Below are 22,616 nucleotides of genomic sequence, written 5' to 3'. Positions count from 1 at the left end.
GGGCTTTCTTGTGCTAAACTTTCATTTCTCTAAAGATTTCTGCTTTTTGTATTGTTCCACTATAGTGTTTTATTGTGGCTATCTATCTTAATTTCATAGGCATCTAATCTTTTATTTGCCCCGGCATCTAGTAATTTAAAATTACTGGTTTTCAACCTTATTTTTGCATCTTGAATTATTTCACTTGCAAACTTCATCTTACTACTATGTTTAAATATCTGTGTTTCTTCTTCAGGCTTAAGCTTTTCATTCTTAATAAAGCAATCACATTGTTCTTGGGCTGCTAATTCGTTAAATAGTTGCCCTCTTAGTTCTGTGTTAATTTCTGCTGGATAAATAGTGGCTATTTTCTTTAAATTATCCTCACCAAATTTATATATTAGATGATCAGAAAATACTTCTTTTTTCTAACAACATTACGAACTTATCTTTATTATCACCTGCATAAGATAAAAGATATTTTTCAGTTGTAATACTACTTACGTAATTAATATCACTTGCTGCTATTTTAAGAGCTAATCCTTTGTTTAGGAATAGAGGTTTATTTTATATTGTTCTGCTAACGGATCGTCTGTTTCTGCAAGTCATTTAGTTATAAACTCCTCTAAACTTACTATTTTGCTTGCTGAATTATCGGTTGTAAATATTTCATAGTTTCTATCTTCAAATATTATCTTGCCTTCTATTCCTGGTGCTTTACTAACTGATACCGTAAAAGTACAATTATATTTCTTTGTACCATTTAAAATAAACTTACGCTCAACTCATTTATCACACCGCTTTTTAATATGCTTTTACATACTTCTTTTAAAAAGATTTGCGTTTCGCTTATATTCGGTAATTCGTTAAAACTCGCAATAAACCATTCTATTACTTCAGGATTTTTACTTTTTTCATATTCTTGAGTGATGTAATCGGTTATTGTGTGTAGAGGGTTTGGGCGTCTATTTCTAAATATAAATCCTTATCAAAATTTTGAGTTCTATGTAGATCAATTATTTTTATTAACCTATTAACTTGTTTATCACTAGCTTTATCAAATGATCTTACATTTATTATATTAATTAAACTTACAGCAACTGCATACTTAGCATATCTGTCAACATAAGGGTCACTGAGTATATCTTTGAACACTTTAAATGCTTCTTCTACCGGTTTTACCTTTCCTAATTCAACTAAACTTAAAGCAGACTCGGATTTGTCAGAATTACTAAATAAATTTTTCAGTATTTTAGATGCGTCATGTGATATATTGGAGTTTATTTGTATTATCCAACCTAGGATTTTGGCGATTGTGAATTCAATATAATTACTAGGGTTATTAAGTAGTGTATTCAATATTTTTAATGTCTCTTGGGCTAAACTAGGATTTATACGTACTGTTTCAGTTAAGCTCCAAATAACTACAATTTTGACTTCGTTGCCGGAATCGTTTAATACTTCTTTCAATATACTAAATATTGCTAATGTTAAACTTGGTACAATATATATTAACTATAAGCTTACAACAGCCGTAGCCTTAATATAAATATTAGAATCATTTAGTAGATCTTGCAGTGTATTTAAAGCTTATTGTTCATATATTACACTTAGCATTTCAGTTAAGCTTCTCAAGTAGCTTGATATAAAATTTCATTATTAGGGTTACCAAATAGTTATTCTGATTTTAAACATTGCACAGTATCAAATTTGACATAATTAGGCATTACGGATTAGTGTTTTCAATATGTTCAATGCTTCTTTTACTAAACTAGGCTTTGCCTTTACTATTTCAACTAAAACTGAAACTGCCTCGCACTTGAAATTTTCTATAGGATCATTAAATAATGCTTGCAGTGCATTAAATGCCTTGGGTGCTATATTAGGTGTTGTATTTACTATCTTAACTAAGCTTTTAGTAACTAAGTATTTGTTGTATAATTTTTTTACCTGATTTAATATTTTTATATCTAAATTAGGCATAATATTAATTATTTCAATCAATATTATATTTACATATTCATTTAATACCTTTTTATTTAATAACGGTATTATTTTTTTAAACTTTCCTGTAATACTGTCTTATCTATCGTCTCAGCTAATATTTGGGCTAATTTTTGTAATTGTTCATCTGTAATAGTTGAGATTATATCTTACATTTAGTAAAATAAATTAATTATTAAATGGAGATGAAAAATGAACTTAAATCAAAAAATAATAAAGCCAAAAATAGGGTTACTAGAACTAGCTAAGAGTCTTGGTAGCATATCATCAGCATGTAAAGCGATGGGCTATAGTAGAGATAGTTATTACAGATTTAAAGCACTGTATGAAACTGGTGGCGAAGAGGCATTGTATGAAATTAGTCGAAGAAAGCCAATAATAGCGAATAGAGTTGATCCAGCGATAGAGAAAGCAGTAATGGATATGGCAATAGAATATCCAGCATATGGTCAGCTAAGAGTATCAAATGAGCTTAAGAAGAGCGGTATACTTGTATCGCCTGGAGGAGTGCGATCAATTTGGTTACGTAATGATTTAAACAATATCAGTAAAAGGCTTAAAGCATTAGAAGCAAAGATGGCTCAGGATGGTATTGTTCTTACTGAATCTCAATTACAAGTGCTAGAGGAGCGTCGTAATGAAAGAGAAGCTCATGGAGAAACTGAGACGCAGCATCCAGGTTATCTAGGATGTCAGGATACGTATTATGTAGGTAATTTCAAAGGTATAGGTAAGGTTTATTCTCAGGTATTTATTGATAGCTATACTAGGGTAGCTGATGCTAAACTATATACTGATAAAACAGCTTTAACTGCTGCTGATATGCTTAATGACCGCGTGTTACCATGGTACGAGACCCAAGGGATACCAATACTTCGTATTCTTACAGATCGTGGGTCAGAATATAAGGGGAATATAGAGCATCATGCTTTTGAGTTGTTTCTAAGTATCGAAGGTATAGAGCATACTACAACTAAGGCATATTCTCCCCAAACAAATGGTATGTGTGAGCGTTTTAATAAAACCATGAAACAAGAATTCTTTGATACAGCTATGCGGAAAAAGATTTATACAGATCTTGATGATTTACAATTAGATCTTGATATTTGGTTAGAGCATTTCAATAATGAGCGACCACATTCAGGAAAATATTGTTATGGAAAAACTCCTATGCAAACTTTTAAGGATAGTAGAAAATTAGCTGTTGAAAAGAATAATGAAATCTTGTATCTTGAATACGTCTCTGACAGTCAAAATGTAACTGACAATCAGGTGCAAAATTTATAGTGTCTGTAAGATCAAATCTTGACTTCTACAAACCTTGCAACTGCTTATTTTGCTTACATAATTCATTTACTTGGCTTAATATAGTATTTAAAGCATTATTTTCTTGTGCTAATAATTTATTTATATCTATTTCTTTAACCATGCCATACACCTACTATAAATTAATATCAGTATTATAGCAAATTTCTTGTACAAAAGCAAAGAGAAAGTTAATTTATGTAATGTATTTTGATAAATAAAAGATAGATAAACGAATATAGTTAACGTAATTTTAAGGATGATAAGCCTATAAGAGCAAATATAACTGAAATAATCCAAAATCTTATTACGACTTTTGATTCTGCCCAGCCGTGTTTTTCAAAATGATGATGGAGCGGTGCCATTTTAAATATTCTTTTTCCTTTAGTAGCTTTGAAGTAATATACCTGTAAAATTACGGATGCCGTTTCAATAACAAACAAGCCGCCGACTATAGCTAAAACTATTTCATGCTTAGTAATAACGCTAATAATACCAAGCACACCGCCAAGACTTAGACTACCGGTATCGCCCATAAAAACTTCTGCCGGTTGTGCATTAAACCATAAAAATCCAAGGCAGCTACCGACTAATCCTGCACATAACACCGTTAACTCTCCGGTATTCGGTATATAGGTTAGCTGTAAGTAGTGCGAGTAAATTAGATTTCCTACTAAATAACTTATTAAAGCAAAAGAACCGGCAGTAAAGGCAATAGGAACGGTAGCAAGACCATCAAGCCCATCCGTTAGATTCACGGCATTAGAAGAGCCGACTATAACAAATATAGCAAAAACTATATAACAATAACCAAGATCCAAACTTAAATTTTTAAAAAACGGTACGTTAAGTAAATGACTTGGACTTTTATCTAGATATTCTAGTAAAACACATATAATGAAGCTAATAATTCCTTGAAGTAAAAGCTTACTTTTTCCTCTTACTCCGTAATGATTATTTTTAGTTACTTTAGCATAATCATCTATAAATCCTATAATACCGAAACTAATAAAACCAAATAACGTAATCCAAATATATTTATTCGTTAAATCAGCAAGTAATAAAGTAGAAAGACAACTAGACAAAATAATCATAATGCCCCCCATTGTCGGAGTGCCTACTTTTGTTTGATGCGATTCAGGTCCGTCTGAGCGTATAGGCTGACCGTTTTTTTGAAGAGATCGCAGAAATTCTATTAATATCGGACCCGTGATAAAGCTAAGGCTTAGAGTTATAATAATAGCAAGACCGCTACGAAAAGTAATATAGTGAAATAAATTAGCTATATGTGAATTATGGATATGAGAGAGTAAAAGATTGTATAACATTTGTAGATTTAAATTTAAAAGTATATTTTGATGTTATTGGATACCAAATCGTCATTGCGCGCAGTCTACGACTGCGCGGCAGCAATCTCGTCAAACATCCTGAGATTGCTTCGTCAATTACTACGTAATTTCCGCGCAATGACGGGCAACCAAACCACACAATATTAAGAATATCCTAGTGTATTTATTTATAATAATCAACAATCTTATCAAGTTTTACGCCTCTTGACCCTTTTATTAGAATCAGCTCATTACCTTCAAATAAATCCGTAATATGCGTAATTAATTCATCAACATTTTTAAAGTATTTTTTAGCTATTTTGGAAGGTAGTAAATCATCAATATATTTAGTATTTACTCCTACTAAATAGACCTTAGAACAAGCGGCATCTAATATGTACTGCACTAGTTTCTCATGTAATCGTTTAGAATTTTCCCCTAGCTCTAGCATATCGCCTATTATAGCAGTTTTATTCTCGGCAGGTACTTGTTTTAAATATTCTAATGCAGCTTTCATTGACTGCGGACTTGCGTTATAGTAATCACAAATTACACGACAATTTTGTATATTGATAATTTCCCCTCTTCCTTTAGTAGGAGAAATATTTGCTAAGTGATTTGCAGCTATCTCTATATCTTTACCTAATATATCGATAATTAAAAGTACACCGGTATAATTTTCGGTAAAATGCCGAGGAATAAACGGTATCGTTACATCTAAGACTTTATTATTTATCTTATACTTTAAGTAGACTTGCTCTCCTAGGTTCTCATATAAAATTAATTCTGCTGAAGTTTTAGCTGATCTACCGAAGCTATGTATATCGGTGATAGAAAGGTTTTTTAATATCGATAATATTTTGTTATAGCAATTAGTATCGGCATTAATAACGGCAATATCATTTTTGCTAAAATTTGCAAAAATCTCACATTTAGCTTCAGCTATCTCTTCAAGCGAGTTAAAAAATTCTAAATGAGCCTCTGAAATATTAGTAATCATGGTAATATTCGGCTTTAATATTTGAACCAGCTCTCTTATTTCACCTTTATGGTTCATGCCAAGCTCAAAAATAGCATATTCCGTATCATCAGCCATTGAAGCAAGATTAATAAGCATACCGAGTTTGTTATTGAAGTTACCTCGGCTAGCAAAAACTAGAAAATCATGTTGTAATAATACTTTCAGTGCTTCTTTTGTAGAAGTTTTACCGACGCTGCCTGTTATAGCTATAAATTTAGCTTTTGAATTCTCTCGTTTATATAAAGCCATTTTTTGTAGAGCTTCAAAACAATCATCGACTAAGATAATTTTATCTTTATCATTGATCTCTACTCGCTTACTAATAATTACGGCTGCTGCTCCTTTATCTATTGCATCTAGAACATAATCGTGACCATCTCTATTACCTTGAAGTGCTATAAATAAATTACCTTTTTTAACATCTTTGGAATTAAATTGCACTTCATTACAATTTATAGAATTAGAGATTGTTATACCGAGAACAGCACTTAAAGTTTTAGAATTCCAGATCATATGTTTTTGTTATTTATATGTTGTTGTATGGCGTGTTTATGTCATCCCCGCGTAGGCGGGAAGCCAGTAAACATATAAAAAGCAAGCTTTTTATATGTTTATTTTATCAAATATGTCACTTCTGTATTAATATTGAAGTTATTTTTCTGGATCCCCGCTTCCGCGGGGATGACATCAAGGTTTTTTTAAAACTGTCCGGTACTATGGGTCAAGCCACGGGATGACAAACTTTTACACACTTCCTCACAACCTCAGCATCATCAAAAGGTAATTTCTTATCGCCTATAATTTGGTAATTTTCATGACCTTTGCCGGCAACTAATAAGATATCATCTTGTTTTAAATTATTTATACCGTATTTAATAGCCTCTTCTCTATTTGCTATTTCTGTATAATCTGCTTTCTCTATACCGCTTATGATTGCAGCTCTAATAAGCTTTGGGTCTTCATGGCGTGGATTATCATCTGTAATTATGATGGTATCAGCACGTTTTGCGGCTATTTGCCCCATAAGACTTCTCTTTGCCTTATCACGATTACCGCCGCAGCCAAAAACTACGCTTAGCTTACTATCACGTAATTTAATATTTTTCAGTTCCGTTAAAGCTTTTTCAAGAGCGTCCGGAGTGTGGGCATAATCAACGAAGATATTAGTGTTATCTATTCTCTCCATTCTGCCTTTTACTGCTTTAACTTCTACTAAAGAATCTATAACATCATCAAAAGCAAAACCAATATAATGAATGCTAAGAACAGCAATTAATAAATTACTAGCCTGAAAGCTACCAATTATCGGGGTATTAAAATTATATTCTCTATTATTAAATGTAAAATTAATATTTTGTCCTTTTAAAGAACCGTTAAGTCTAGTTATTTCTAAATCACCTTTTGTCCCAACGGTTATAAATTTAATATTATGATTATGTAGATAATCTTTAACAAACTCTATTTCTTCTATATCAGAATTTAATATTGCGATACCGTTCGGTAATAAATGATTTATAAATAATTTCAGTTTGGCTAATAAATAATTTTCTTTTGTATGGTGGTAATCTAGATGATCCTGACTAAAGCTAGTAAAACATGCGATATTTACTTTTATTTCCCTAAGTCTTGCTTGATCAAGACCATGACTAGAAGCTTCAAAAACTAAATATTCTATACCATTTTCAGCTAAATTATGAGCAATTTTTCTAAAGCTTAAATAGTCTAAAGTTGTTAATTCCGGTACATCATTTATAAAATTAACGCAGCCAAATATTTCTACCCCTATCGTACCTATAGATGCTGCTTTTTTCCCAAGTAACGAATATGTTTGAGCTATATAGGATACTACCGAGCTTTTACCGTTAGTACCGGTTACGGCTATTAGATCCTTTGGTTTTTTAGGATAGAATATTTCTATGGCTTCATATAAAGCTGCCTGCACATCTTTTACGTAAATTACTTTATCTATAACAATATTTTTTTTATTGTCCGTAATTACTAATACTGCACCTTTGCTTAAAGCATCCTTAATAAAATCATTTCCATCAGTATTCCGTCCTTTAATCGCAAAAAAGATATCTTTATCCTTAACGGTTTTAGAATTAATCGACAAACCTTTTACGTTATGTTGTTGAAATAATTGCTTTAGGTTATGGGACATATTTATTATGTTAAAAACGTGTTACCGTCATTGCGAGGAAATTGCATAGCAATTGACGAAGCAATCTCAGGAGTTTGTTATTATTTCATGAGATTGCCACGCAGCCTATGGCTGCTTGCAATGACAGAGCAGGAATGACATCGAGTCTACACCTCCGATAAATTCCAAAGTAGTTGATTTGCCTCAACAATTATATTTTTATCTACTAATTTCTTGATATATACTAATTTATTATCTGGTTTGATTTTTGCCTGATTAGAGTAAGTACTAACGAATTTTAAAATTTTATCAGTCATATCGGCATTTTTATAAAATTTAATCACAAATCCGTTATCTCCTGAATCTAGATTTTCAATATTTAACTTAAAGCATAATAGTTTTATTTTTACAATATCAAGTAAATTATTAAATTCAATCGGTAGTAAACCGAATCTATCAATCATCTCATCTTTAAATGTCTCTACTTCTATCTCATTACTTAAATTACCTATTCTTCTATATAGTCCAAGTTTAAGAGCTGCATCGGCTACATAATTATCTGGAATAAAGACGGATAATCCCAAATTAATAGTCGGGATAAAGGGTTGTTCTGAAACAATCGGTTCATCTTTAAAAATAGCTATTTGTTCTTCCAGCATTTCTTGATATAGTTCTGTACCTACTTCTTTAATTTGTCCTGATTGTTCTTCACCTATCAAATTACCGAAACCTCGTAAATCCATATCACGGTTTGCAATAGTAAAACCTGAGCCCAAAGCACAACTATTTTGTATTATCTCTAAGCATCTTAAGGAGTGCGATGTCATCTTTTTATTACTTGCTACCGTTAGATAGGCATAACCCCGCATTTTACCTCGACCTATGCGACCACGCAATTGATATAGCTGACTAAGACCCAGCATATCAGCATTATGTATGATCATGGTATTTGCCTCGGCTATATCAATTCCTGATTCTATAATAGTAGTTGAGACTAGTATATCGAATTTGCCGGCATAAAACTCGCTCATAACCTCATCAATTTTACTTGGAGTCATTTTTCCGTAAGCTATTTTATAGCTTAATTCCGGCACGATTTGTTTTAATTGTTTTGCGATATCCTCTATATCTTTAATTCTTGGAACTACATAAAAACTTCTTCCGCCTCTAAAATGTTCGCGTAATAATGCATCTCTGATAATAACGGGATCAAACGGCATAACCGAGGTATGAACTTCCCGCCTGTTTAGAGGCGGCGTTGCAATAATGCTAAGTTCTTTTAAACCGGTCATTGACATTTGCAGCGTTCGAGGAATCGGTGTTGCCGACATTGCAAGTACATGGGAAGAGGATTTTAGCGATTTAAGAAATTCTTTTTGACCGACACCGAAATGTTGTTCTTCATCGATTATTAACAATTTCAAATTAAAGAATTTTATATTTTTATGTAATAAAGAATGAGTGCCTATTATTATATTTATTTTACCGCTTTCAAGCTCCGATCTTATAATTTTTGCTTCTTTAGAACTAATAACGCTAGATAATTGCTTGATATTTAAACCAAAACCTTTGAACCTTTCTATGAACCTTGAAAAATGTTGACTACATAAAATAGTTGTCGGTACAACTACGGCTACTTGAGGTAAATGTTCATTTAGAGATTTTGCTACCATAAAGACGGCACGCATTGCTACCTCTGTTTTACCAAACCCGACATCACCGCATATTAACCTATCCATTAACATACCGTTTCTTAGATCTTCTTTAATATCGTTTATAGCGATTAATTGGTCTTCCGTTTCGCTGAAAGGAAAATTAGCACAAAATTTATCATATTCTTCAAGGTCAAATTCAACGGAAGCACTACTATTCAGTTTCCTTTTAGCTGCTATTTGTATTAAATGCAGTGCTATCTCTTTTATACGCTTTTTAAGCTTTGCCTTACTTCTTTGCCATGCAACGCTACCAAGCTTATCAAACTCCGCATTATCATTGCCGTATTTTTTTATTACCTCTATACTTTCAACTGGTATATATAATTTATCATTGCCGGCATATAAAATCTTTAAAAAATCATGTGGTTTGCCTTTGATTTCTAAAGCTTCTAGCTTTAAAAACTGCCCTATTCCATGATCTTTGTGAACAACAAATTCGCCTTCAGCTAAATTATCAAGCTCCAGCAAGATATTTTTAAGTTTTTTGTTAGTGTTTGTAGAGCTAGGTTTTTCTTCTAATAATTCGCTAGCGGTAATAAATAAATATTCTTTCGTATAAAAGCTTTGATTTAAAGGAATTATCGCGACATTTATTATTGAAGCCTTAGCCTCATCTAATGTATTTATCTCATTATATTTATATTCATAATTTTGAATTATACTTTTGATTCGCTCAAAACTACTTAAAACGCTTGAGCCTATAATAATTTTCTTATGAGAATTTGCTTTAATAACCTCAAATAATTTATCGAAAACCGTTTTCTTTTCTATAAAACTTGTAGCAGCGATATTTTCAATTAAGCTAGCTTGCTCTGAGTTTTCAAAAGTAAGTAGTATATTATTTTTTTGTTCTAGTAATTCCGTTATTTCAGAAGCGGTAAAATATAAGCTAGTCGGTGAAAGGGTGGGATAGAAACTATTAAATTTAAGTTTATTTGCCTCTGACCTTGCCGAATAAAAATCGTTATCACTATGTTCAAATTCTAAAATGGCTTGTTTTGACAAATTATCGAATATGAAAATAGGATCGTTTAAATAATCTATTAAGTTAGAGCAGGAATCGTAAAATAATGGGAGTAATTGTTCATATCCTGTGAATTTTCTTCCAGATATTACCGCCTCATATAAAGCATTATCAGTATGATTAACTCCAAAATTTCGTAAGTAATTATTCTTAAAATTACCTATAGTTTCACTATTTAAAACTATCTCATTTGCAGGACTAATAATAAGCTCCCTGCAGGATTTAGTCGAAATTTGCGTATCAATATCAAATTCTTTTATTGATTCAATATAACCCCAGCTAAAATGAATTCTATAAGCTTTAGGACCGGACAATATTATATCAATGATTTCGCCTCTAACCGCAAATTCCCCGGCATCGATGCTACTCGCATTTCTTGTAAAACTATTTTCTACTAGAAACATAGCAAGCTCATCCGTAGTAAATTTCATTTTAGGGGATAATTTCAAAAAATATTTAGAAAAAAAATCTTTCGGCGGTAATTTGTTTAATAAGTTCGCTGTATGAGTGATGAGTAATTTGTTGCTATTACTATTATTTGTTGTTAGCTTGATTAATGTTTCTGCACGTCTAGATAAGATATTTGCATTTGGTGACGTATGGTCATAAGGGATGGTATTATAGCTTGGAAAGTAATAAATATTTTCATTAGAAGAAAAAAATAAAGCTTGCTTGTATAATTGCAACGCCTCCTCTTCATTACTCGCACTCAAGATGAAATCTTGCTTAAGATTCTTAGTAAAATTATCAATTGCAAAGAAAGATTTGGCAGCCGCCGGAAATTTTTGTTGTAACATTCTACAGGAGTTTATATTTTTGCTATTTTGTGTAATTTATCAATTATTTCGGCATCTAGATAAGAAGGAGCAGAAGATTTATTATTAATCCAATTATAAAGATCATTATCATTTTGATCAAGTATTAAAGAATAGCTTCCAAGTTTTTTTTCATCCATTAAGGATAGGTACTTTTCGGCAAAGCTACCGAGTATATAATCCATTTCTCTGCAACCGCGATTTTTACTACGGTAAACAAGTTTCTTTTGTAAAGAGTTTTTATTTAATTTATTCATCTATAACATCTTGCAAAATTTTTTTATAATAATATTATTAAAATAATCAGATACCAAGATCATTTTAAAATGCTTTAATAATTCAGCACTCTAATAAATCCATTCTACATGGGTAAAATTCTATTAACTATATCTGTTCTACAAAAGCTTATGATATGCTAATTTCAAATGATAATGCTTTTCTTGTAGATGTTAGAACTAGAGAAGAGTGGCAGCAAGTGGGGATACCTCATTTAGATAATAAAAATAAGGTGATCTTTCTAAGTTGGCAATTGAATAAAGATTTTGAAGATAATTTTTTATCTATCGTTAACGATAAAATTCATGCAATAATATTTTTTCTGTGCCGTTCAGGATATAGGTCATTTATCGCAGCAAATTTTATAACTAATATAGGTTATAAAAATTGTTATAATATTAGTGACGGCTTTGAAGGAAATAATCAAGATAAAGGCTGGAAACAAAATAACTTACCGTGGCAGTTTTAAGTGAGTACTAACCAAATAATTTTAACGGATCAAGGTGATAATTATGTAAATGTCTGGAGTCACGTGGCTCAAGATCTTTACAATCATTACGGTGAAACTCTATATAATAGCTGGTTTAGTAAAGTCAATTTTATAGAGTCTTCATTAAATACCGTTATTCTTTGTGCCCCTACTAACTTTGTTAGAGATTGGATAAAATCCAAGTACTCTATGGTCATATTGCAACTATTTCAACATTATAATAATACCATTAAGTCAATTGAAATAATTACTAAAGAGTTACCTGGAACAACCCAAACAGTTACAGAATTACCTACTAAGACTTTTGCCGATATCGGCAGCAGTGAGCTTAATTCGGAAAATATCTTTTCAACCCTTGATGCACGTTTTACTTTCGATAATTTTGTGGTTGGAGCCCCAAATGAGCTAGCTTATGCAGCCGCAAGAGCGGTTGCAGAATCATCAGGTGCGGTTTCTGAGTCTAATCCGCTTTTTCTATATGGCGGCGTAGGGCTTGGTAAAACTCATTTAATGCATGCAATCGGTTGGTACATCAAGCAGCATAATCCAAGCCGCAAAGTGATATACATGTCGGCAGAAAAATTTATGTATCAATTTGTTAAAGCTCTACGTAACAAAGAAGTAATCTCGTTTAAAGAGAAATTTCGTTCGGTTGACGTGTTAATGATTGATGATATTCAATTTATTTGCGGTAAAGATAGTACGCAGGAAGAATTTTTCCATACTTTTAATACATTGATTGATAATAACCGTCAAATGGTTATTTCTTGTGATAGATCGCCTTCAGATTTAGATAATATTGAAGATCGGATAAAATCTCGTCTTGGATGGGGCTTAGTTGCCGACGTTCATAGTACTACTTATGAGCTACGACTCGGTATTCTAGAATCTAAGATTGAGCAGATGAACGTTAAAATACCAAAAGACGTCATTGATTTTTTAGCATCTAAAATCGTTTCAAACGTTAGAGAACTTGAAGGAGCTTTAAATAAGGTGATCGCTCATTCTAATTTTACTTTAAAAGAAATTACACTCGAAAACACACAAAATATTTTGCGGGATTTACTGCGTTCTAATGAAAGAATAATTACCGTTGAAGATATTCAGAAAAAGGTAGCTAGCCGTTATAATATTAAGTTATCCGATATGTCTTCATCACGGAGATTACGAGAAGTTGCAAGACCGCGTCAAATAGCCATGTATCTTAGTAAAGCATTAACGCCGAAAAGTCTTGCAGATATCGGTAAAAAATTCGGTAAAAAAGACCATACGACGGTTATGCATGCTATTAAGAAAGTAGAAGAATTACTGGAAAACGATATAGAATTACGCGAAGAGATTAATTTGCTAATGAAAATATTGCAGAACTAAATGTCATACCGTAGTCAAGCTGACTTTGTTGCATGGTCCGAAAAACCGACTCGATGTCATTCCCGTGAAATCGAGAATCCCGGGTAAAGCAAAATAAATCGAGCTTTTAATTGTACAAACTTATTGTGTATAACCTTTAAATTACTGGATTCCCGCTTTCGTGGGCATGACATAAACAGCCATACAATAAAGCCCAAACGTCGCAGGAATGATATAGATATATATCAAATGCTCTCAAAAAACGATTCAGTAAAAGAAATTTTTTTCAAGATTCTCCAGAAAATACCAAATTAACAGAATTATAGATAATTATGGTTACGGTGAGGGGGTAGCATATTTCTTACTTAAAAGTTTAAATGAATTAATAAAGAGGAATTATAAATTCACTATCTCGACTACGATTATCAAATCCACGCTAATCAAGAATATAGATATATTTTTAAGAATAGTAATATTACAAAATATTTTATTGCTCCTGAAAAGCGCTTATTTTATCAATTAAAATTTGTTGATGCAGACAGGGTATACTCAAATGATTTGGAGAATTGGAATGTAAAACTAGGAGTGAGTACGCACAGCCCTTAATAGGTGAGCATGCGAGTCCTCCGAAGTTTTTGCAGAAACAATTCTTCAAATCATTTGAGTATACAGTCATCTATGTGGTAAAGATCAATATAATATGTAATAGTTGAGATTATATCTTACATTTAGTAAAATAAATTAATTATTAAATGGAGATGAAAAATGAACTTAAATCAAAAAATAATAAAGCCAAAAATAGGGTTACTAGAACTAGCTAAGAGTCTTGGTAGCATATCATCAGCATGTAAAGCGATGGGCTATAGTAGAGATAGTTATTACAGATTTAAAGCACTGTATGAAACTGGTGGCGAAGAGGCATTGTATGAAATTAGTCGAAGAAAGCCAATAATAGCGAATAGAGTTGATCCAGCGATAGAGAAAGCAGTAATGGATATGGCAATAGAATATCCAGCATATGGTCAGCTAAGAGTATCAAATGAGCTTAAGAAGAGCGGTATACTTGTATCGCCTGGAGGAGTGCGATCAATTTGGTTACGTAATGATTTAAACAATATCAGTAAAAGGCTTAAAGCATTAGAAGCAAAGATGGCTCAGGATGGTATTGTTCTTACTGAATCTCAATTACAAGTGCTAGAGGAGCGTCGTAATGAAAGAGAAGCTCATGGAGAAACTGAGACGCAGCATCCAGGTTATCTAGGATGTCAGGATACGTATTATGTAGGTAATTTCAAAGGTATAGGTAAGGTTTATTCTCAGGTATTTATTGATAGCTATACTAGGGTAGCTGATGCTAAACTATATACTGATAAAACAGCTTTAACTGCTGCTGATATGCTTAATGACCGCGTGTTACCATGGTACGAGACCCAAGGGATACCAATACTTCGTATTCTTACAGATCGTGGGTCAGAATATAAGGGGAATATAGAGCATCATGCTTTTGAGTTGTTTCTAAGTATCGAAGGTATAGAGCATACTACAACTAAGGCATATTCTCCCCAAACAAATGGTATGTGTGAGCGTTTTAATAAAACCATGAAACAAGAATTCTTTGATACAGCTATGCGGAAAAAGATTTATACAGATCTTGATGATTTACAATTAGATCTTGATATTTGGTTAGAGCATTTCAATAATGAGCGACCACATTCAGGAAAATATTGTTATGGAAAAACTCCTATGCAAACTTTTAAGGATAGTAAAAAATTAGCTGTTGAAAAGAATAATGAAATCTTGTATCTTGAATACGTCTCTGACAGTCAAAATTTAACTGACAATCAGGTGCAAAATTTATAGTGTCTGTAAGATCAAATCTTGACTTCTACAAATTTTCCTCGCAATGACGTATGCCTCAAATCCCTAAAGTATCTCTATAAAGCTCAAGCATAGCGTCCTGCTCGGCAAGTTTATCTTTATCCAATTTCTTTAGTTTCAATATAGATTTCATAGCTTTAACATCAAATCCATGTGAAGAAGCATCTTGGAAGATATCTTTTACTTCTTGAGATAAATCAGCTTTTTCTTGTTCTAATCTTTCTATTTTGCTTATATATTGCTCTAATTGTTCTTTTACTACTACTTCTGACATAAAAAATCATTTAACCTTTTTGAATTTACTATATAATACAAATATAATCCTTATTCAACAAAATATATAATAATGCAAATTTATCCTTTAAGACTTTTACCTAATAAAATCGATTTTGATTTTATGAATTTTAAAAAAGTTAGTTACACTTTCTCAATTATTTTATCACTCATTAGCTTTATTTGGATCGGTATATATAAATTTAATTTCGGTATTGATTTTGCTGGCGGTATAGTTATTGAAGTAAGGCTTGATCAAGCTCCTGATTTGCCAAAAATGCGTGGGGTTCTAGGCAAGCTTGGAATAGGTGAGGTGGTCTTACAGAATTTCGGTAGTGAGCGTGATTTATCGATTAGATTCGGTAGTAGTAGTGAAGAAAATCTCATGAAAAATATTGAGTTAATTAAAGGATCTTTGCAAAGTAATTTTCCGTATAAGTTTGAATATCGTAAGGTAGATTTTGTCGGTCCGCAAGTCGGTAGGCAGCTAATAGAAGCGGGGGCTATGGCGATGCTATTCTCTTTCTTAGCGATTATGGTTTATATTTGGGTGCGTTTTGAGTGGTATTTTGGTCTTGGTATACTGATCGCCTTAGTGCATGACGTAATACTCGCTCTTGGGTTTATGAGTATGACAAAGCTTGATTTTAACTTAAGTACTATTGCTGCAGTGTTAACTATTATAGGTTATTCCGTTAATGATTCGGTAGTAATATATGATAGGATTAGAGAAAATTTACGTAAATATCATAAAAAAAATATCACGGAAATTATAAATTTAAGTATTAATGAGACTTTATCAAGAACTATGTTAACTGTCATTACCACGCTACTTGCCAATTTAGCCCTTATTCTTTTTGGCGGTGAGGCAATCCGTAGTTTTAGCGTACTTGTATTTTTTGGGATAATAGCCGGTACTTATTCCTCAATTTTTATCTCTGCTCCGATACTTACAATGTTTGTTAATAGGAAGTTTAATAAAAAAGTAATAGAAAGGTAAAGAATCGTCATTGCGAGCAGGCATGGTTGCTTGGGCCGGCTTTATTGTCATTGCGAGTGGCCGTAGCCTGCATGACAATCTCAGGATTTTGGCACGAGATTGCTTCGTCAAAATTTTCAATTTTTCCTCACAATGACGTTTTTAAGCCATAACGAGAATAGTTTATGCTAAAAGAAGAAGACAAAATTTTTACTAACCTGCATGGGCAGCAAAGCCATGATTTGAAATCTAGCAAGAAGCGAGGCGATTGGGAGAATACTAAAGCTTTGCTTGATAAAGGTAGAGATTTCATCGTTGAAGAGGTTAAGAAATCAGGGCTTAGAGGGCGAGGAGGTGCCGGATTTTCTACCGGTATGAAATGGTCATTTATGCCTAAAAATTTAGAGAAGTCTTGCTATTTAGTAGTAAATGCCGACGAGTCTGAGCCTGGCACTTGTAAGGATCGTGATATATTAAGGTTTGAGCCGCACAAATTAATAGAAGGTTGCTTGCTTGCAAGCTTTGCTATAGGAGCGAATAATTGTTATATCTATATTAGAGGTGAGTTTTATAATGAAGCCTCTAATATTCAGCATGCCTTAGATGAAGCTTATAAAGAAGGGTTAATAGGAAAGAATTCTTGCGGTTCGGGCTTTGATTGTAATATTTATTTACATCGTGGGGCGGGTGCTTATATTTGTGGCGAAGAAACGGCATTGCTTGAAAGCTTAGAGGGCAAAAAAGGTATGCCTCGTTTAAAGCCGCCTTTTCCTGCCGGCTTTGGGTTATATGGCTGTCCGACTACTATAAATAATGTTGAGTCTATCGCAGTAGTGCCAACCATTTTAAGACGAGGAGCTAGCTGGTTTGCTGGTATAGGTAAACCTAACAATACGGGAACTAAGATTTTCTGCATATCAGGGCATGTTAACAAGCCTTGTAATGTTGAGGAAGCAATGGGCATTTCGTTAAAAGAATTGATTGAGAAATATGCGGGTGGTGTGCGTGGTGGATGGGATAATCTTAAAGCCATAATCCCGGGCGGTTCTTCCGTGCCTTTACTTCCTAAGTCACTATGTGAAGTGGATATGGATTTTGATAGTTTAAGAACAGCAGGTTCTGGACTTGGTACAGGCGGTATTATAGTTATGGATCAATCTACCGATATTATTTATGCAATAGCAAGGCTTAGTAAATTTTACATGCATGAATCTTGCGGGCAATGTACTCCTTGCCGTGAGGGTACGGGCTGGATGTGGCGAGTTATGATGCGGCTAGTTAAAGGTAATGTCAAAAAATCTGAGATAGACGAACTCCTTAACGTTACGAAAGAAATAGAGGGGCATACTATCTGTGCTTTAGGTGATGCGGCAGCTTGGCCGATTCAAGGGCTGATACGCCATTTTAGAAGCGAGATTGAGGCAAGGATAAAGAGTTATAGTGTGGTTTGACTTTTTATCGTCATTGCGAGGAGATATTGCCTGCGTGGATACTAAGCCGTCATTGCGAGCGGCTGAAAGGAGAAAGGAGCGTGGTAATCTCATGAAATAATAACAAACTCCTGAGATTGCTTCGTCAATTACTTAGTAATTTCCTCGCAATGACGATTCCAATTTATAAATAATTAAGAGATTATGCAAACAGATAATACAAAATCAAACACTAATAAAACAGCTAAGCAAGAGTGGGGGTCTTTTGCTTTTGTAATATGTATCGCTTTACTTATTAGAATACTTATTATGGAGCCGTTTACCGTTCCAACCGGGTCTATGAAAGCAACCATACTTGAGAATGACTATATATTTTCTACGAAATATAGTTATGGTTATAGTAATTATTCTTTATCTTTTTTTGATTTTATTCCTCTTTTTAAAGGGCGAATATTTGCTCGTGAACCGGATCGTGGCGATATTGTAGTTTTTCGTCCGCCTAACGATATGAGTGTTAGATATATAAAGCGTTTAATAGGGCTACCCGGCGATAAAATTCAATTGATTGATGACGTCATATATATTAACGACAAAAAAATAGAACGCACGGAAGTTGGAACTTATATAAGCGAAGAGGGAATAAAATATTTAAAGTTTAAAGAAACACTGCCAAACGGTAGAACATATTTTTCTTATAAGCTTGCTCCTATTTATGGCGTTATATATAATGATAGATACGGTAATACGGATGTTTTTTATGTACCTGAAGGGAAATATTTCTTTTTAGGGGATAATAGAGATCAGTCAAATGATAGTAGAGTAAATCTTGGATTTGTACCGTTTGAAAATTTTATTGCTAAAGCACAATTTATTTGGTTCTCAACAAAAATAACTTGGTGGGATAATGATATAGGAGTTATTAATCTAGTACTAAAGTTAAAGCCATGGATTGAATCTGTTAGGTTAAATCGAATTTTCAGAAATCTTTATAACACGGATGCGTAATGGAATCATTTGAGAAGTTAGAAAAGCTACTTAGCTATAGTTTCAAAAATAAAGAGCTTTTAATAGAGGCGTTGAGTCACCCGTCTTTAAGGCAACATCACGAGTACAAGGATGATAAAGATTATGAACGATTAGAATTTCTAGGTGATGCCGTATTAAATTTAGTAATCACAGAAATTTTATTTAGAAATTTTGCAAATTATAATGAGGGGAATTTAGCTAAAATTAGATCATATTTGGTTTGCAAAGAAACAATATGCATGGTTGGAGCTAAACTTACTTTAAAAAATTATATAATTATGACTCATGGCGAAGAAGTAGCAGGCGGGCGTGATAATCTTAATAATATAGAAAATGCCACGGAAGCTTTAATTGCAGCTATATATCTTGATAGCAATATTGAAACAACCCATGATATTATCGAGAAGTTATGGGCAGAATTTATAAAAGTTCAGAATTTAACGGATTATGACCCAAAAACTGCTTTACAAGAATGGGCTCAAGCTAGTGATCATCACCTACCTATATATCGTCTGATAAAAAGAGAAGGAGCCTCCCATGCATCGACTTTTACGGTTCTTGTAAAAGTAAAAGATTATGAACAAACAGGCACTGGTCACGCAATAAAAGAAGCAGAGAAAAACGCAGCACGCAGCTTATTGCATAGACTTAAAAATGACTAATAGACATCTTGCCAAATTCGCTTATAGAGAGGAATTTAAAGGAGACACGGAAGCACTTGCCGCCGCAGTACGCGAGGATGCGAGTACTGGATCGACGTCTAAATTACCTCTAGAAGTGAAGTTTGGGAAGATGTCTAATCAGAAAACGGTATCGGTTTGTATAATCGGGCGACCTAATAACGGAAAATCAACTTTATTAAACAGAATAATCGGTGAGAAGCTTTCAATCGTTACCCCAAAAGTTCAAACTACTAGGTCAATTATTACCGGTATTATTACCTTAAAAGATACACAGGTAATTTTATACGATACGCCCGGTATATTTGAGCCGAAAGGGAGCTTAGAGAAAGCAATGGTAAGATGTGCGTGGTCTAGTTTGCATAGTGCGGATTTAGTTCTGTTAATTATTGATAGTCTAAGGTCGTTTGATGATATAACACATAATATTTTAGATAAGCTTCGCTCACTTAATATTGTTCCGATATTTTTATTGAACAAAATAGACATCGAATCAAAATATCTAAATGACATTAAAGCTTTTTTAACAGAAAATCATCCTGATAGCTTGCTTTTTCCTATATCTGCTTTATCAGGCAAAAATATTGATGGATTACTTGAATATATAACAAGTAAGGCCAAAATTTCTCCTTGGCTTTATGCGGAAGACTACATAACGGATTTACCTATGCGTTTTATTGCAGCAGAAATTACAAGAGAGCAGTTATTTTTAAATTTGCAGAAAGAACTCCCTTATAAATTAACCGTACAAACCGAAAAATGGGAAGATCTTAAAGACAAATCCGTAAAGATTAATCAAGTTATAGTAGTTTCAAGAGAGAGCTATAAAACTATAATACTCGGTAAAAACGGCTCTAAAATCAAAGAAATAGGAGCAAAATCCCGAATGCAAATGGAGAGGTTTTTTGGATTTCCTGTTCATTTATTTTTATTCGTTAAGGTGCGTGAGCTGTGGGAGAATAATCAAGAATTTTATCAGTATATGAAGATATAAAGCTGTCACCCTGTGGCTTGACAGGCTTTGTTGGATCGTGTTCGATGTCATTCCCCCAAAAGCGGGAATGACATAAAAGCCATATAATAATGCCAATAAAAATAACATTAAATAATCATGATAATACTTGGGATTGATCCGGCACTTGGGAGTCTTGGATGGGCAGTAGTGGCAAAGGAGACCGCACAGTTGAAATATTTAGCTAGTGGTATTATTAGAACAAATAGTAAGGATGCAATTCATCATAGACTTGCTTTTATTAATAGTACATTAGAAAAAGTAATATTAGAATATCAACCAAATATGGCAGCGATTGAAGAAACATTTGTTAATACTAATAGCGTGACTTCTTTAAAGCTTGGATATGCTAGAGGGGCGATAATGTCGCTGATCGGTAGATATAATTTGGACATGCGAGAGTTTAAGCCAAATACGGTAAAAAAAACCGTAACAGGATATGGGCATGCAGAGAAAGACCAAATGTTGCATATGATAAAGCTTTTGCTGTCTGGCACTGCCTTAATTACCAATTCTGATGAAGCTGACGCCGTAGCGATTGCCTATACCTGCTTAGTTACAAAAAATTATTAAAATGAATCCAATAATAATATTAGTTGCCCCGCAAATGGGTGCGAATATCGGTGCTACTGCAAGAGCAATGAAGAATTTTGGCTTAAATGAGCTTAGAATCGTGGCTCCAAGAGACGGCTGGCCTAATGAGCAAGCACGTAGTAATGCAGTCGGAGCGGTTAATATTATAGATCATGCAAAAATTTTTGATAGCCTAGAGGATAGCATTAAAGACCTCGAATATTTATATGCTACTACTTGCATTAAAAGGGCTATGAATAAAGATTATGTATTTTCACAAAATTTACCTTTAGATTATCCAAATTCTGAAAAAGTCGGGATAATGTTCGGACGGGAAAATAATGGGCTTAGCAACGAAGAAATCGCATTTGCTAATAAGATTATCACTATTAATACAACCGAATTTAGCTCATTAAACATTGCTCAAGCGGTTATTATTATATGCTATGAGTTGTTGCGTAATTCTACGCCCAGAGAGGATGTACATAACATTCAAAAATTAGCTACTAAAGAAGAAATAGAGCATTTTTTAGTAAATTTATTCGGCAAACTCGATAAAGCCGGATTCTTCAAGGCTCCCGACAAAAAAACTGCTATGCAACAAAATATCACTAATATATTTACACGTATAAATAGTCTCTCTTCCCCTGAAGTCCCAACTCTGCAAGGTATTATTAAATCTTTAAATCAATGATATTTAGTAATTTCTTAAGTTCAGGAACATAATTTCTTATTCGGTTATATATTTCATCAGCAAGCTTTTTATCGTAAGTATAAGATATCATATTACGATCAGTAAGCATATAAATCCATAAACTCTCATCATTTATAATACTGGCAACAAAAGCTTCCTTTATCACTTCTTTAGGATAGTGAAGAAATGTGCCTTTTTGAGAAAAATATTCTTTTAAAAACTTCCAAGCGAGTTCAAAAGTAAATTCAAATCTTTGTATAGTGGCATCAATATAAGCCCTATCTTCTGTTGTCGGTTTTAAATAAATATCTTCAAGCGTTATAAAAGCTTTACGAAATTTTTCAAGTTTAAGGTTTATTTTTGATATATATAATTTTTTTTCTTTTAATATATTTTTATAAAGTTCAGAGCTTATTTTAGTACTTTCAAACCTTACACAATCTATTTTTAAAAGCGTGTCGGCATTCTCTATAATAGACATAACTTCTAGCCATTCTTGATCTTGGAATATTAGGGCAGATAATTGCAATATCAATATCAGAACGCTCATCGTTATCCCCTCTAGCACGAGAAGCCAAAAAGCCATATTTCGTTGACAAACGGTAAAGATTTTAGCTTATTAAT

At 33.0% G+C, this 22,616-nt stretch carries 21 protein-coding genes; 11 read left to right on the top strand and 10 right to left on the bottom strand.

Annotated features, from left to right (window positions below):
- Nucleotides 1–59: 59 nt before the first annotated feature.
- The 3 genes from RPR_RS09085 to RPR_RS08575 form a co-directional block, all read right to left on the bottom strand.
- A complete protein-coding gene (locus RPR_RS09085; RefSeq protein WP_014419753.1) occupies nucleotides 60–197 on the bottom strand; it encodes a hypothetical protein in 138 nt (45 codons plus the stop codon).
- A gap of 721 nt (nucleotides 198–918) precedes the next feature.
- Nucleotides 919–1,449: a hypothetical protein gene (locus RPR_RS04200; protein ID WP_228368798.1), complete on the bottom strand. Its 531-nt coding sequence runs from the start codon at nucleotides 1,447–1,449 to the stop codon at nucleotides 919–921.
- A 249-nt stretch (nucleotides 1,450–1,698) separates the two neighbouring features.
- On the bottom strand, nucleotides 1,699–1,962 hold the full coding sequence (locus RPR_RS08575; protein ID WP_228368797.1) for a hypothetical protein: 264 nt from the start codon (nucleotides 1,960–1,962) through the stop codon (nucleotides 1,699–1,701).
- A 213-nt stretch (nucleotides 1,963–2,175) separates the two neighbouring features.
- On the opposite strand from RPR_RS08575, the gene RPR_RS04190 reads away from it, so the two are divergent.
- Nucleotides 2,176–3,270 carry an IS481-like element ISRpe1 family transposase gene (locus tag RPR_RS04190; RefSeq protein ID WP_012736482.1) on the top strand — a complete coding sequence of 365 codons (1,095 nt, stop codon included), beginning with the start codon at nucleotides 2,176–2,178 and terminating at the stop codon, nucleotides 3,268–3,270.
- A 260-nt stretch (nucleotides 3,271–3,530) separates the two neighbouring features.
- Here RPR_RS04190 and mraY read toward each other — a convergent pair whose 3' ends face one another.
- The 5 genes from mraY to RPR_RS04160 form a co-directional block, all read right to left on the bottom strand.
- Nucleotides 3,531–4,616, bottom strand: a complete 1,086-nt coding sequence (gene mraY, locus RPR_RS04185) for a phospho-N-acetylmuramoyl-pentapeptide-transferase (protein ID WP_012736753.1) — start codon at nucleotides 4,614–4,616, stop codon at nucleotides 3,531–3,533.
- Nucleotides 4,617–4,800: 184 nt separating this feature from the next.
- Complete coding sequence (locus RPR_RS04180; protein ID WP_012736752.1) at nucleotides 4,801–6,150, bottom strand: UDP-N-acetylmuramoyl-tripeptide--D-alanyl-D-alanine ligase; 1,350 nt, start codon at nucleotides 6,148–6,150, stop codon at nucleotides 4,801–4,803.
- 208 nt (nucleotides 6,151–6,358) lie between these two features.
- Nucleotides 6,359–7,798: a UDP-N-acetylmuramoyl-L-alanyl-D-glutamate--2,6-diaminopimelate ligase gene (locus RPR_RS04175; protein WP_012736751.1), complete on the bottom strand. Its 1,440-nt coding sequence runs from the start codon at nucleotides 7,796–7,798 to the stop codon at nucleotides 6,359–6,361.
- Nucleotides 7,799–7,944: 146 nt separating this feature from the next.
- A complete protein-coding gene (mfd, locus tag RPR_RS04165) occupies nucleotides 7,945–11,313 on the bottom strand; it encodes a transcription-repair coupling factor (RefSeq protein WP_012736750.1) in 3,369 nt (1,122 codons plus the stop codon).
- Nucleotides 11,314–11,324: 11 nt separating this feature from the next.
- Entirely contained in the window at nucleotides 11,325–11,588 is a 264-nt protein-coding gene (locus tag RPR_RS04160; protein WP_012151075.1) for a succinate dehydrogenase assembly factor 2, read from the bottom strand.
- A 155-nt stretch (nucleotides 11,589–11,743) separates the two neighbouring features.
- On the opposite strand from RPR_RS04160, the gene RPR_RS04155 reads away from it, so the two are divergent.
- The 3 genes from RPR_RS04155 (at nucleotide 11,744) to RPR_RS04140 (ending at nucleotide 15,307) form a co-directional block, all read left to right on the top strand.
- The gene (locus RPR_RS04155) at nucleotides 11,744–12,076 is read left to right on the top strand and encodes a rhodanese-like domain-containing protein (RefSeq protein WP_012736749.1); all 333 of its coding nucleotides are present in this window, start codon (nucleotides 11,744–11,746) and stop codon (nucleotides 12,074–12,076) included.
- On the top strand, nucleotides 12,077–13,468 hold the full coding sequence (gene dnaA, locus RPR_RS04150; protein ID WP_012736748.1) for a chromosomal replication initiator protein DnaA: 1,392 nt from the start codon (nucleotides 12,077–12,079) through the stop codon (nucleotides 13,466–13,468).
- A 744-nt stretch (nucleotides 13,469–14,212) separates the two neighbouring features.
- The gene (locus RPR_RS04140) at nucleotides 14,213–15,307 is read left to right on the top strand and encodes an IS481-like element ISRpe1 family transposase (RefSeq protein ID WP_012736747.1); all 1,095 of its coding nucleotides are present in this window, start codon (nucleotides 14,213–14,215) and stop codon (nucleotides 15,305–15,307) included.
- 55 nt (nucleotides 15,308–15,362) lie between these two features.
- Here RPR_RS04140 and RPR_RS04135 read toward each other — a convergent pair whose 3' ends face one another.
- Complete coding sequence (locus RPR_RS04135) at nucleotides 15,363–15,599, bottom strand: DUF2312 domain-containing protein (RefSeq protein ID WP_004996682.1); 237 nt, start codon at nucleotides 15,597–15,599, stop codon at nucleotides 15,363–15,365.
- 72 nt (nucleotides 15,600–15,671) lie between these two features.
- On the opposite strand from RPR_RS04135, the gene secF reads away from it, so the two are divergent.
- From secF to RPR_RS04100, 7 genes are all read left to right on the top strand, one after another.
- On the top strand, nucleotides 15,672–16,598 hold the full coding sequence (secF, locus tag RPR_RS04130; protein ID WP_012736746.1) for a protein translocase subunit SecF: 927 nt from the start codon (nucleotides 15,672–15,674) through the stop codon (nucleotides 16,596–16,598).
- A gap of 164 nt (nucleotides 16,599–16,762) precedes the next feature.
- Complete coding sequence (nuoF, locus tag RPR_RS04125) at nucleotides 16,763–18,028, top strand: NADH-quinone oxidoreductase subunit NuoF (protein WP_012736745.1); 1,266 nt, start codon at nucleotides 16,763–16,765, stop codon at nucleotides 18,026–18,028.
- Nucleotides 18,029–18,211: 183 nt separating this feature from the next.
- Nucleotides 18,212–19,012, top strand: a complete 801-nt coding sequence (gene lepB, locus RPR_RS04120; RefSeq protein WP_012736744.1) for a signal peptidase I — start codon at nucleotides 18,212–18,214, stop codon at nucleotides 19,010–19,012.
- Complete coding sequence (gene rnc / locus RPR_RS04115) at nucleotides 19,012–19,695, top strand: ribonuclease III (protein WP_012736743.1); 684 nt, start codon at nucleotides 19,012–19,014, stop codon at nucleotides 19,693–19,695. Before lepB ends, rnc begins: the two co-directional genes overlap by 1 nt.
- Nucleotides 19,688–20,707, top strand: coding sequence for a GTPase Era (gene era / locus RPR_RS04110; RefSeq protein ID WP_012736742.1), 1,020 nt, complete (start codon nucleotides 19,688–19,690; stop codon nucleotides 20,705–20,707). The genes rnc and era overlap by 8 nt, the downstream gene beginning before the upstream one ends.
- A gap of 117 nt (nucleotides 20,708–20,824) precedes the next feature.
- The gene (ruvC, locus tag RPR_RS04105; RefSeq protein ID WP_004996663.1) at nucleotides 20,825–21,298 is read left to right on the top strand and encodes a crossover junction endodeoxyribonuclease RuvC; all 474 of its coding nucleotides are present in this window, start codon (nucleotides 20,825–20,827) and stop codon (nucleotides 21,296–21,298) included.
- 1 nt (nucleotide 21,299) lies between these two features.
- Entirely contained in the window at nucleotides 21,300–21,992 is a 693-nt protein-coding gene (locus tag RPR_RS04100; protein ID WP_012736741.1) for an RNA methyltransferase, read from the top strand.
- Here the strand turns inward: RPR_RS04100 and RPR_RS09080 are convergent.
- The gene (locus tag RPR_RS09080; protein ID WP_228368796.1) at nucleotides 21,973–22,578 is read right to left on the bottom strand and encodes a nucleotidyltransferase substrate binding protein; all 606 of its coding nucleotides are present in this window, start codon (nucleotides 22,576–22,578) and stop codon (nucleotides 21,973–21,975) included. The two genes, RPR_RS04100 and RPR_RS09080, sit on opposite strands and share 20 nt — an antisense overlap.
- Nucleotides 22,579–22,616: the final 38 nt, after the last annotated feature.

The organism is Rickettsia peacockii str. Rustic (assembly GCF_000021525.1).
In the GTDB taxonomy this organism is placed as follows: Bacteria; Pseudomonadota; Alphaproteobacteria; order Rickettsiales; family Rickettsiaceae; genus Rickettsia; species Rickettsia rickettsii.
The sequence above is the reverse complement of the archived record's forward strand: the minus strand, read 5'-3'. Positions and strand labels throughout refer to the sequence as shown.